8 protein-coding genes are annotated in these 12,787 nt (G+C 44.0%); all 8 read left to right on the top strand.

Going from position 1 to position 12,787, the window contains the following annotated elements; all coding sequences use genetic code 11:
* Nucleotides 1–68 precede the first annotated feature (68 nt).
* The 8 genes from RGU70_RS04680 to RGU70_RS04715 all read left to right on the top strand — a co-directional run bounded on the left by RGU70_RS04680 (nucleotide 69) and on the right by RGU70_RS04715 (nucleotide 12,739).
* Nucleotides 69–857 carry a class I SAM-dependent methyltransferase gene (locus tag RGU70_RS04680; protein WP_322208237.1) on the top strand — a complete coding sequence of 263 codons (789 nt, stop codon included), beginning with the start codon at nucleotides 69–71 and terminating at the stop codon, nucleotides 855–857.
* A 203-nt stretch (nucleotides 858–1,060) separates the two neighbouring features.
* Nucleotides 1,061–1,489, top strand: a complete 429-nt coding sequence (locus tag RGU70_RS04685) for a GtrA family protein (RefSeq protein ID WP_322208238.1) — start codon at nucleotides 1,061–1,063, stop codon at nucleotides 1,487–1,489.
* Between the two features lie 3 nt (nucleotides 1,490–1,492).
* Nucleotides 1,493–3,367: a hypothetical protein gene (locus RGU70_RS04690; protein ID WP_322208239.1), complete on the top strand. Its 1,875-nt coding sequence runs from the start codon at nucleotides 1,493–1,495 to the stop codon at nucleotides 3,365–3,367.
* A complete protein-coding gene (locus RGU70_RS04695) occupies nucleotides 3,348–4,334 on the top strand; it encodes an NAD-dependent epimerase/dehydratase family protein (protein ID WP_322208240.1) in 987 nt (328 codons plus the stop codon). The genes RGU70_RS04690 and RGU70_RS04695 overlap by 20 nt, the downstream gene beginning before the upstream one ends.
* An 83-nt stretch (nucleotides 4,335–4,417) precedes the next feature.
* Nucleotides 4,418–5,608 carry a glycosyltransferase family 9 protein gene (locus RGU70_RS04700; protein WP_322208241.1) on the top strand — a complete coding sequence of 397 codons (1,191 nt, stop codon included), beginning with the start codon at nucleotides 4,418–4,420 and terminating at the stop codon, nucleotides 5,606–5,608.
* On the top strand, nucleotides 5,605–7,122 hold the full coding sequence (locus RGU70_RS04705; RefSeq protein WP_322208242.1) for a GMC oxidoreductase: 1,518 nt from the start codon (nucleotides 5,605–5,607) through the stop codon (nucleotides 7,120–7,122). The genes RGU70_RS04700 and RGU70_RS04705 overlap by 4 nt, the downstream gene beginning before the upstream one ends.
* Nucleotides 7,123–7,233: 111 nt before the next feature.
* Nucleotides 7,234–9,759: a glycosyltransferase family 39 protein gene (locus RGU70_RS04710; protein ID WP_322208243.1), complete on the top strand. Its 2,526-nt coding sequence runs from the start codon at nucleotides 7,234–7,236 to the stop codon at nucleotides 9,757–9,759.
* Nucleotides 9,760–9,823: 64 nt separating this feature from the next.
* Entirely contained in the window at nucleotides 9,824–12,739 is a 2,916-nt protein-coding gene (locus tag RGU70_RS04715) for a glycosyltransferase (RefSeq protein ID WP_322208244.1), read from the top strand.
* Nucleotides 12,740–12,787: the final 48 nt, after the last annotated feature.

The raw sequence follows: 12,787 nt of genomic DNA on the forward strand, positions 1-12,787 counted from the left end.
GTTTTAGCATATAGACGCACTAATTTAAGTTGTCGAATAATTTCAGAATACAGTTAAGGAATAAAATCATGATGCAATTTATAATCAACATCCTTCGTGAAAAGAACATGAGTACGATCGATGTGGATTCACATGCACGGCTTGCCGCACATGAAAAAATGATCCAGAAAAAGAAAATGATCGCAGGCGTGTTTAAAGAATTTTATGATATTTGTGCAGCATCAAATGCGAAATATTTCTCTGGCAGTGGGAAAGTCCTGGAAATTGGCTCTGGAGTCGGGCAAATAAAAAAATATTATCCCGATGTGATTACCAGCGAAGTAATTGAGTCTCCCATCGTTGACATGGTAATAGATGCCACAAAAATGGATATTAAAGATGGCTCACTTCGTGCTGTGTATGGCCTGAATTGTTTTCATCATATTTCAGATCCGCGTAGCTTTTTCAAAGAGTGCGAGCGGGTTTTGCATAAAGGAGGCGGAGTTGTTCTTATCGATCCTTATTATGGTTTGCTGGCAAATAGTTTTTACAAAAAAGCATTCCCTACAGAATTTTTCGACAAAAATCAAAAATCCTGGAGTACGGATTCAGGTGTCATGCTAGATGCGAATCAGGCACTTTCATACGTCGTATTTGTGAGAGACAGAGCTATATTTGAAAAAGAATTTCCAGGTATGGAGATTGTAGAAACACGAGTTTTAAATAACTATATCCGGTATGTTTTTTCGGGTGGTTTGAATTTCAAGCAATTGATTCCGAATATTTTCACGCCGATTTTAAAAATAGTTGAAATATTGATGATTCCGCTGAGGAACGTATTGGGCTTGCATCATGTGATAGTCATTAAGAAAAAATAATATTTTATTATAAAATAATCGGATTCCATTATTGATTAATAGAAGCTTTGCAGAAAAGAGAGTGCTAGGGGAAAAATTAGGTTATTTTTTATATGAATAAAATATGCTGGATAAAGTACATCCTCGTGGGGAAATCTCAGGCATGAAAAATCTCTATCTTAAAAATAAGTTAACAAAATTTTTGAATTTTCAGAAACATTTATATGCCTATAAAAATAGATTTGAAAAATTTAGTTGAAAAATATTTCAGCGTTGAGTCAATAAAACAGATTTTTAGATACGGCGTTGTCGGTCTGGTTAATATTTCGACAGAGTTTTTAATATTCAATATTGCATATTACTATTTCAAAAATGCCACTCTAATTTCCAATACGTGGGCGGTTGCGCTGACGACTATTACAGGTTTCCTTTTTCACCATGCCTTCACTTTCCGCAATCAATTTTATAGTTTGCGTCAAATTGTCACTTTTGGCGGCGTTGTGGTGTTAGGCGGGGCCTTGAATTATTTAATTTTAATTGTCCTTGTTTCCGTAATCCCAAAGGTATACATAGCGAAGTTAGTTCAGATATTAATTTTATCTCTTTATAATTTTGGCATGTATAAGCGTTTTGTTTACATTAATAAGGATTAATAAATGCCTTTTCTTATTTTAATCTTTGTATTGTTATTATCGATATTGATTGGATTAATAGCATATCCTTGTTTGTGGAAGAATAAAAATAAAATAAATGGAGGGGATATATTAATTTTATTTTTATTCGGATTTGGAGTCTTGTCAATTATTTACGGATTACTTGGATTTTTCAATGAACTGAAATTAATTCCTTTTCTTTTTTGTTCTGTAGTTGCTGCAATACCTGGCGTATATAATATTAAAAATATTTGTAATAAATTTTCGGTGAGTGATAAAAAAATAAATATAAGTTGGATTTCTATAGTATATGTATTATCTATTCCCGCATTAATAATTGGTGTGTACGTATCAACAATCCAGCCATTTAATTGGGATGAAATATCGTATGGATTAACATTTGCAAAATTACATATTGCAGCAGGTGATATTGCTTATCTCCCTAATTACGGAATGTATAGTGCCTTTCCATTATTTGGTGAAACAGTTATCGGTATCCCATTTCTTTTAACTGGTAATGCCACTAGCGCACATTTTTTAATTTTAGTTTTTTTAATTGTCTCGCTGATGATTGTTCGTGAAATTTATTTGCAATTTTCAAAATCATATTTTTTCGCCGCGATTTGTGTGATTAGTGTTTTATATCTTCCTATAACAATGGGAAATATTGGAACGGCAAAAATTGAAGGTTATCAACTTGCATATATTTTGGCAGCAATCTATGCATTGTTGATGTCGCGATCAGAGAGTAAATCAAGCTATAGACTGATGTCGTATTTTTTCATGTCATTTGCAGCGGGTATTAAATATACAAGTATTTTTGCTGCGCCATTGTATATTTTTATTTATTTCATGTCGGCAGATAAAAAAGAGTCGATTGCACATCATTTTCTGGAATTTATTAAATTAATTATTATTGGTACTGTAATCAATAGCGTGTGGTTAATGAATAACTGGCTTTCGGTATGTAATCCTGTATTTCCCAGTCTCATTAATCTGTTTGGACAATGTGGAAAATATCCTGTAACAAGCGATATGATGGACATGGTTCTTGAAAGCACTATGCTTCAAAAAGATATGTCCTGGGCGACGACACATTCACTAGTTAATTTTAAAAAAATATATTTAGAAAATTTTGGATTTTTAAATGTAACACTTCTGGTATTAAGTGCGGGATTATTTTTCGTAAAGCGGACATTTGAAAATAAGCGATTTATTGGATGGCTCTTAATTGCAATTGCGCTAACGATTTCATTTCAGGCATTTGCTATCTATTGGGAATTTAGATATACCTACTTTATTTTTGTATTTCTCGTTATTTTTTCATTGGTAATAATTGATAAAAACAAGATGGGCACTTTAATTGGTGCGGCTGTACTAATCATGGCTGTAGTCCAAGCATATCAGTCGCTAAATCAATATTTTAAAAATCATGTGGCACTGCGATTAGTGATGGACGGAGATGTTACTAGAGATATTTTTGCTGATAAATTTATTCATTTATATTGGGTATCTCAATATATTAATAAAAATACAGAAGAAAATTCACTGATTGCCTTTAATTGGGGCGTCCAGCCATTTTTTTACTTAGACCGTCCCTTTTTATCCATTCATGATTGGAATCCGGAAGGGGGGTTTCAACAGATAGTCTCATCAGATGAATTCTCTGCCATTTTTGAAAAACGTAAAATAAAATACCTTGTCTGGCGTAATCAGGATGAAACCATGTACACCAACCCCAGTAAAACTAAAGCGTTTCATTTGAGGATGAACAATTATTTAGACGAATTAATTAAAAATAAATTTCTTATTTTGCAATATTCACAAGATGACGTAAGAATTTTTAAGGTTGCCAATAATGTATTGCCTCAAAGATAAAAAACTACTCGTTACCGGCGCGAACGGTTATGTTGGCAGGAATTTGATTCGTTCGTTAAAAGAAAAAGGATACCGGGTTATTGCTGCAACACGTGATGAAAAGTATCTTCAATTTTTTGAGCGTATGGGTGTGGAGCATCGAGTTCTAAATTTTTTCAATGCCAACGAATTAGAAAAAAATTTACATGATATCGATGTCGTTTTTCATGTTGCAGCTGATTTAAGGAACTGGGGGAAGGCGACAGTATCCTCAGATTTCAATGTTACTGGCACAAAAAATTTGCTTAATGCTGTTAAGCAGCGTGCCAACAGATTTGTTTTGGTGAGTACCGAAGCTATTTTTTTGGGACGGGAAAACCTAGTGGATCTAGATGACACCACCGCCTATCCTGTTAAGTCGATCGGCAGCTATGCGCGCTCCAAGAAAACGACCGAACAAATTGTTTTGCAAAGCAGTGTCGATAATTTTTCTTGTATGAGTGTGCGGCCTCGAATGGTTTGGGGCCGAGACGATACCACCATCTTGCCTAAATTAAAAAAAGCAATAGCAGCTGGACGGTTTCTTTGGATTGAGCATGGCCAATATCTGACTTCCACCACGCATATAGATAATCTTTGTGAAGTCCTGGAATTGGCGGCAATGAAGGGGGTGGGTGGGAAAAGTTATTTTGTTACGGATGGCGCACCGATTTTCTTTCGAGAGTTCGTCAGTCACCTATTGAGCAACAGTGATGGTCTCATCCCCACGAAATCGATTCCGCGTAAGTTAGCCATGCTCATGGGTGTATGTGTCGAGTGGGTCTGGGGCGTATTGGATATTGAGTCCCCCCCTCCCATCACGTGTTCTCAAGTTCTTCTTACGGGCAGCCCTGTGACCATTGATGACTCAAGGGCGCGTCAGGAGTTGGGATACGTTGGGATTTCATTTGAAAAATTGAAGGCTGGCATCTCAAAGATTCAAATTTAAACTTTGTGTCTGGAGCAAGTCAGTATTGTTACAATTAGCAAAAACATGACCCTAATGCAGTCGAAACGATTCGTCTGAAAGAGGTGGCCTTAATAAAATGGATTAAAATAGTTATGCGGCCGAATACTCTAAAAAAAATCGACGATACTCTAGGCCGAATTTTGCTTGTACTGTTAAGGCCGCTTGTATTTGTTATTGATGCGATCGGGAAAAAAAGAAGGATTACGAGCGCACCTGAAAAAATCTCGTTTCTTAAAATATTGGGAGGTGGCAGTCTGCTGATTGCCTATCCTGCGATACTTAGCATAAGGTGCCGTTATCCGCAGGCACGACTGGTTTTGATCTGCGCAAAAGAAGTAAAGGTGTACGCAGAATTAACTGACTTGTTCGATGAAATACTTGAAATCCAAACGGGGAGCGCGAGGCAGGTAGTGGTGTCTTCTGCAAAAGCATTATTGGGCTGTTTCGGAAGCGATATTTTCGTTAATTACGAACTTCACTCTAAGTTGAGCGCGATTTTCACTCTGCTTTCTTTTTCAAAAGAAAGATATGGCCTATATCAGGACTGGAATCGGTGGCAAGAGCGCTACATCAATCATCCCGTATTTTATAATTCAGCGACACCTATTTATGTAGGGTATGAGCAAATAGCAAAAAAGATTGGTGCCGCGACTATCAATTGGACTGATGCCTGCGCACATTTCCAAACTTTTCTCGAATATCAAAATAATGCAGTTCATGAGGACATGGCTCGTGTCGGTGTTGCTGCTTATTGTTCGGATTTGTATAAAGAGCGCCAATTTTCAAATGCTGAATTTTCACAAATTATTCACCGGCATTTGCCTTCGAATCCGGTAACTGTCGTCTTGTTGGGTGGGAAAAACGATTGTAGTGATGCTGCTCAATTAAAACCTCTCATTGAGGCTTTCCGGGGCGATGTTGAAGTTTCTAACCTTACCGGACAAACATCTCTTCGCGATGTAGTCACCCAATTTCAGTCGATGACATTCTTGGTATCGATTGACTCTGGGCTGAATCATATAGCCCGCCTTCTTCAGTTGAGAACAATTACTTATTGGGGTCCCAGTGATCCTGGCTTGCGCCTTAAAGGCTTGGACGCTCTACGTGATGTCGTTATGTATAAAAAATTATCCTGTGCTCCGTGCGTGCATTTAATCGATGTCCCTCCGTGTAAGGGAAATAATTTGTGTATGAAGCAGTTTTTAAATGGTGATGCGGATGCACAGTCTAATGAAGGTTGGGAAATATCATGAGTTTACGAGTGGCAATCGTGGGGTCGGGGCCATCAGGTTCTACGGTCGCAAAAATATTGGTTGAGGCCGGCCTTTCAGTGGACCTTTATGACGTCGGGGCCGACGCAAAGGGCGTGAAATCCACATCGGAAAAAGCTGAGAATCGCTCCGGTGGTTTAATTCCGCGCAAGGCCTTATTCGGGTCGCAGTATATGTATCGGCGGAAAGACAGCTTGCAAATCCTTACTGATACAAACGTCAGTTTTGACACCAGTCATGCCAAAGGAGGACTTAGTACAGTTTGGGGGGCAACGGTAGGCCCTACAACCGAAAAAGACATTGCTGACTGGCCTTTCGAGATTGAAACAATGACTCGCCATTTGCATTCAGTTTTCGGGAAAATGAAGTTGAGTGCCAGAACCGATCAAATTGACATTATTTACCCATTACGTCTTGTTACACCTGACCTTCAGTACGAAAATGTACAAAGCGCCCACATCTTACATATTGCTGAGCTGAATGCCTTACTTCTAAATAAAAATGGCATTTATATAGGCAAAGCAAAACTGGCGATTGATTCGGAACCTGGATCAGAAACTGGTTGTGTGTTGTGTGGTGAGTGCATGACCGGATGCCGTCGCGGATCAATCTTTAATGCATGGAACACCGTGGTCGAATTATTACCGAGTTCTAACATGCAATATTTGGGGAATCATCTGGTCAAGCGCTTCGTTGAGGTCGCTGATGGAGTAGAAATTTTTTTCGTTGATCTGACTTCTGGCACTGAAGGCTCCATGAAATATGACGTCCTTATATTGGCCGCAGGCTGCATAGATTCGACGCGCATCGTGGATACATCTCTTCATTGGACTGGACATTCTTACACTATCCAGGATAGCCAAAAATACTATTTTCCTGTATGGGTTTCTCGCGGAGGTGTGCGCAGAGATAATAAATCGATCGCTTTGGCACATCTTTATATTCAAGGCTTTGATAGCAATGGAAATGTGATTCAGAGCCAGCTCTACCCGGGGAAAATCATCATCCAATCCATACTCGAGCATTTATTTGGCCGCGCTGGAAAATGGATGAGTTGGTTGGCCAAACCATTTTTGAATCGGTTTTTTGTCGGGGTCGCTTATTTTTCTTCCCATGTCTCTGGAAAAATGGCGATTCGTTTCGACGGTGCTGATACCTTGGCGGTAACGGGTGAATACAATAAGCAGAGTGACCAAGAGTTCGATTCCTTTATAAAGAAATTAATAAAATTTCGTCGACAGACAGGATTTTCTCCATTCTCATGGATTAAATTACGGTCAAAATTAGGACATAGCCAACACTTTGGGGGGACTATTCCTATGCGCACTAAACCAGAAAAACATGAATCAGATGAGTATGGTCGGCCGTTTGGTTGTAAAAATGTATATATGATTGACTCAGCGGTGTTACCGTCAATACCCGCAACCCCAACGACTGGCTTAACCATGGCTAATGCATCAAGGATTGCCGCTTATATTTTGCAGCGGCATAGTTGATTTTCTAACATTAACCAATTGCTTAATAATTTTATTAACCCGCTACCAATTCCTTGAGCGCCGGGCGTGCCGACTTAGCGGTGAATTCACAATGAATAAAAATGACTAGTAATGAAATTTCCCAAAATTTGTTTTACGATTGTTCCTGCATCTAAAAAAAATCTCTTACTAATATTCGCATCACTATTTTTAATCTCTGCCATTTACGGCACTACCCCATGGTGGGGTGGGAAAATCTGGGCTGCCCCTTTCAACCGAGATGCTTTTTCAATTTTGATTGCAGGTTGTTTCGTGGGGTATCTGGCCTTGATGAGGTTGGGACTTCCGCCGTACGCATTACTATTGTCCCCTTTTGCCTTATGTGTGGGAATGACCGGTCTGGCTCCCTTGACCTCTCTAGTGTGGATTTGGGCTTGCGCGACTTTGATTGGTGCGGGTATAGCCGGCTTTTTTAGTAATACGCACGATTCGACATGGTCTTTGCGCCACGCAGCCCTTGGATTTGCCGCGATAGGCACCTTGATCAGCGCACTTGCCCACTTTCCAATCAACATCCCTATTTTGTATTTTTCATTGTTTTCGGCATTGGGTCTCATTGCCGCATGGCGACTTGGCTCCAACGAGAAATACACGCCCCCCTTATGGCCTCCACTGGCGCTGGAAAAACATTCTCTGACTGAAAGTCTGATGCTTGCGCTGGTTTTGACGGGCGTCAGCATGGTAACGGTGGTCACGACGTTGCCGGAGCTGGGGTACGACGCGCTGGCATTCCATTTAAACATCTCAGCAAAAATGCTGGAAACCGGGATATGGCACTTTGATGTCACGCAATACATCTGGTCGGTCATGCCGTTTGGCGCAGACTGGTTGTTCGTACCTTCTTTTTTCCTGGCCGGTGAGCAGGGTGCACGCCTGCTGAACTCCTCCTTTTTGTTGGCGACCGCGTTCCTCTGTTATCGCCTGTTGCTGCCACGGACAGGGAAGACGCTTGCCTTGGCCGCACCAGCCCTATTGCTGACTTTGCCGCTTTCATTTCTGGAGGTGGGGTCCGCATTCATTGAGGCACCCCTGGCCTTTTTTTTCCTGATTGCACTGGCCGAACTGCTTGCGTATTCATCGAAAGATAAGGGGCGGTGGTTGGTGTTGGGTGTGGCGCTGGGTTTTGCCTCTTCCATTAAATTGATCGGTCTTCTGATTGTCCCTTTTATTTTGATTGGTGCGTTGTTGCGCGCGCGTGCCGGGAAATTTGAACGAATAAGCATGTTGTGTTTTGTCATTGCTTGTTTGGCGTTCCTGATCTGTGCATCGTCGCCTTATCTGGTGGCGCTGTGGAAAACGGGTAATCCCGTTTTCCCGCTCTACAACAGTTTGTTTCGCTCTGCGGATTTTCTGACGGGAGCCGGTTCTGATTTTAGTAATCCTCTTTATGAGAAAGCGCTTGGCCTGAAAACATTTTGGGACATGAGTATTCAATCGGAACGTTTTGGAGAATTTCAGTCAGCGGGTGCGCTCGGAATTGGTTTGCTTGTGCTGTTCCCTTTGTCAGTTCTGGTGGTCATTGTCGAGCGTCGCTGGTGGGTAATGGGGGCCTTAGTTTCAGCGGTGGCTTATTGGATTTTGGTGTTTCAGCATCAGGCCTATCTGCGTTATGTATTTCCGGTCATTCCCTGGTTTTTAGTCATCGGCGTATGGGCCTTGTCCCGATTACGGTTTGCCGCAGTCAGTAGTTTTATTATCGTCATGATCCTGTGTCTGGTGAATGTCTTACGCTTCCCAGTCGCTTATTGGCCTCTGCAACAGTTTGCATTACCCATGTTGTGGGATCGTGGTGCGGTTGCCGCGTTTCGGTTGAGAAGCAGGCCGGAGCTGATTGTCGGCGATGCCATTTCTCGGATGGGGGGGTATGCCGGGAAAAAAATCGTTCTTCTGGGCGTCGAGCCGGTCTATAGTGCTTTCCCAGAGGGGACGGTGGCTGATAATTGGCATTCCTGGACGTTCTTTGGCCCATCAATCAAAGACGTCAAGCTGCGCACGTCAATTGCCCGGGTAGGTGGTGATATTGTTGTTCATTCGGTCGGGCGCGGTTATTCGCGCGAAGCTGAGTTGATGTCTATCACCACCGAGTTGTTTCGCGTGGGGGATTTGCGTGTCGGTCAGATCAGGCCAGAAGAAATGTATCTGGAAGAACATATCCTCAATGGGGATTTTTCCCGTGGTGGCATGAACTGGCAGCTCAATGGGGCAAAATTGGGCGATGCCGGAATGCAATCCTCTTTCCGCACGCCAGTACGACAGGAAATTCAATTCAAACCATTTAATCTGTTGGCATTTGAACCTGTTTTGCGTGGTGTTTTGCAAAATATTACTGACAGCAAAGTGAATGTGGATCCGGTATTGCTGGAAATTCATGCCACTTGCCATGAAGGGGGCGCTGTGCGGGCCACTACGCAGTGGAAGGATGCGGCGGGTAGATTTATTTCGGAAGATGTGATGACTTATCCCTGTGCGCCGAAGATGAGCGACATCTGGCATCCCATGCTGAAACCGGGAGTCGCTGTCGGAGCTTCGGTATCGGTAGGTTCAAGTGATGAGCGCTTAGTTAATATAAACAAGATATCGGTGCGCACTACTGAGTAATTTTTTAGTTTCTTCGTCAATAGACCATGTCGGATTGCATCACCATGAATGGGAATAATCGGTAATGAGCAAAGAGGCGTCAATTCATAAAATACTCCTAAAAAAACTGGCCAAACATTGCGTTGGTTCGGTCATGGCGTATCTGGAGTCGCGGCCTGTGCTTCGCCTGAGATTAATTGGCATTGCCAGAAAAATGGGTATTGTGAACCGCCTACGCAAGTTCAATGAACATTTACCCTCGTCCACTGCTTGTGATGTGTTGCCTTTGCGTTTGCAACTGATGACGTCGTATCCGCTGTGGTCGGCCCAGTTTGATACCCCGGATGCGACAAGCCTGCGGCGCTTGGAAGACCATCCTCATGTGGATTCGCGCGTTTTTATCATTGCTCGGTTTGATGCAGTTTCTCAGCATTATGCGGCAGCGTTTGCAGTGCGACTGGTGGCCAGTATCGGGCAGTCGTGGCAGGCACTATTTATATTTGATCCGCATTGCGATGCGGAAAAATCCATGCAGGCCGTTGCTGATGCTTCAGTGGGTGATCGGCGTATTTCGTATTATCAACATCAAGTGCAGCCAGAGGAGGATTTGCAGGAATGTCTGCAAGTTGGTGCCGGTGCTGAATGTTCAATACTGATTCAGGGTGGTGCGTTGCCGCGCGCGCATGCTTTGCGAATTTTCGCTGATGCCTTGCGGGATGCACCCGATTCACTAATGGCTTACTCAGACGAAGATGAATTGAGCGAGGGTCAGCCTGCACGCAATCCCTGGTTTAAACCCGGGTTTTCTGCTTTGCTTGCCAGCCAGGGCGTATTGTTGGGCCGCATGTTGGCCATTCGATGTGATGCCCCGGAGGCTCAATCCGTCATAGCGCAATTCGCAGCAGCCAATGTCCCAGCGGCTGTCGTGCGGAATTATGCAATGGAGCTGGGCTTTAACCGGACGCTGCACATTCCGCATGTCCTGTTCCATGATGCATTGGCTGATTCCCAGCAGGTGACGGTAAGCTGGCCGCTTCCGGAAACTTTGCCGGTGGTAACAATCGTGATTCCTACGCGTGATCGATGGGACCTACTGGGTCCTTGTCTGGAAAGCATCAGAGCTACCGACTGGCCGGAGGGGGGCATCGAGATTCTGGTTGTCGATAATGGCTCCACCGATGCGAAGACCTTGAAAAAGATGGCTGAAGCAGAGGCGTCGGGCTACATCAGGGTAATCCGTGACACGATGAGCTTCAATTGGTCTCGGTTAAATAATGTGGCGGCCCGCGAGTCGCGTGGGGCATTGCTGGTATTTTTGAATAATGATACCGAGGTGCTGGATCCTGCATGGCTGAAAAAAATGGCTACCCATGCTCTGCGTCCTGAGATCGGTGCGGTGGGTTGCAAATTACTGTACCCCGATCGCACAGTTCAGCATGGCGGCGTGATTGCCGGTATTCAAGGGGTGGCCGGACATGCGCATGTTTTTTTGTCTGCGAATGATGGTGGGTATCACAACCTGGCCAATATTACACACGAGGTGACGGCGGTAACAGGTGCTTGTCTGGCCGTGACGCGAGAGAATTTTGCACTGGTCGGCGGCTTTGATGAAAATTTCCGGGTGGCCTTCAACGACATCGTTTTTTGCTTTTCGCTACATTTGCTAGGCAAACAAAATATCTATGTTGCCGATGCTCTGCTGATTCATCATGAAAGTAAATCCCGTGGCTATGACGATACGCCCGAAAAAGTGGCGCTCTTACGATCTGAAGCCCGTAAGGCCTGGGCTCGTTATCCGCAATTGATGCGGGACGATCCGTTTTATTCTCCGAATCTTTCTTTGCTACAGGCCTATGACCTCAGCTTTGCTCCGCGACGAAGGGCCTTCTGGGACGATGCTGCGGCACGGCCACGGCGTGTGCTGCTGCTTTCTGCAACGCATGCTAAGGGTGATAGCGTTGCTATCGTGGCGGATTTGCAGGCAAAGGCTTTGCTCAAGAGTGGGTATGAAGTGATTGTGGGAGGCCCAAGATCGGACAACGACTATCTATATGCTGGCTGTGAGCGAGTGGAAGTGCAGGATCCTCTTTCCGCTGCAACTCTGGCGGCAATTCGCGCGGTTGATTTGATTATTGCCAGTACGCCACCGTTTTTCAGCGTTACCCGCTGGACCGGTGCTTATCCTCCCGTGCTGGCTTATGATCAAGGTGATCCTGACCCTGACTGGTTTTCAGATGCGCCGCGAAGAGGAGCCGTGCTGGCAGAGAAAGACTTGGCTTTACTGATGGCGACGTCCGTTATGGCCACTTCTGAGGGAGGGGACGACGCAACTAACACCTTGCACGCGATATTTCCCGTCGGCAATAGTCATCTTCGGCAATGGAATGAGGCGGCCGTGACGCGTCGGCAACGCGTGCGAACCGAACGCGGGTGGACTACTCAACATGTGATTCTCAATGTGTGCGGGTTGCAAGTAGAGGAGCGCGTTTGCCATGGTGTAGATATGTACGCCGATGTTCGCGATGCAATGACGGTGGCGAATGCAGAATTTTCTAACAATAGTATTTTTGTCTTGTCCGGAAAAGCGACGCCAAAGGATGTGCGGGAGCTGACCCGGCGTGGACTAACGGTAGTGGCAAATGCCACTGAGGATGAAGTTTTCGATCTGTATTGTGCGGCCGATGCCTATGCTAATTTCTCCCGATGGGAGGGTTATAACCAAGGTATTGGTCAGGCATTGGCGATGTCTTTACCTGTTATTGCCTCGGATATTCCAGCGCATCGGGCATGGGGCGCGGTGGTTGTTGACAATGCTGATTCTGGCGCCCAAGAACTTTTCCTCGCCTTGGTGGCGGCAAACGGTCGATTGCCAACAATCGTGAGTGGGGACGCTTCATTGACGCAGTTCTCGGACGAAGTAAGGTTACTTTGTGATGGATTTCAGCGCAATTTTCCTCTTTGCAGCAATGCGTTAGATGTGCCAAATATCAGTCAGGGCTGAAACTTAATGATTTATTATTTGGGCGGTTTTTGCAATTCGCCTACAATT

The sequence above is a fragment of the Herbaspirillum sp. RTI4 genome (assembly GCF_034313965.1).
Lineage (GTDB): Bacteria > Pseudomonadota > Gammaproteobacteria > Burkholderiales > Burkholderiaceae_D > Herbaspirillum.

Bases quoted from the DNA above. Each gene is read 5' to 3' on its own strand.
- RGU70_RS04680 (WP_322208237.1), top strand. From the start codon at position 69: ATGATGCAATTTATAATCAACATCCTTCGTGAAAAGAACATGAGTACG.
- RGU70_RS04685 (WP_322208238.1), top strand. From the start codon at position 1,061: ATGCCTATAAAAATAGATTTGAAAAATTTAGTTGAAAAATATTTCAGC.
- RGU70_RS04690 (WP_322208239.1), top strand. From the start codon at position 1,493: ATGCCTTTTCTTATTTTAATCTTTGTATTGTTATTATCGATATTGATT.
- RGU70_RS04695 (WP_322208240.1), top strand. From the start codon at position 3,348: ATGTATTGCCTCAAAGATAAAAAACTACTCGTTACCGGCGCGAACGGT.
- RGU70_RS04705 (WP_322208242.1), top strand. From the start codon at position 5,605: ATGAGTTTACGAGTGGCAATCGTGGGGTCGGGGCCATCAGGTTCTACG.
- RGU70_RS04710 (WP_322208243.1), top strand. From the start codon at position 7,234: ATGAAATTTCCCAAAATTTGTTTTACGATTGTTCCTGCATCTAAAAAA.
- RGU70_RS04715 (WP_322208244.1), top strand. From the start codon at position 9,824: ATGAGCAAAGAGGCGTCAATTCATAAAATACTCCTAAAAAAACTGGCC.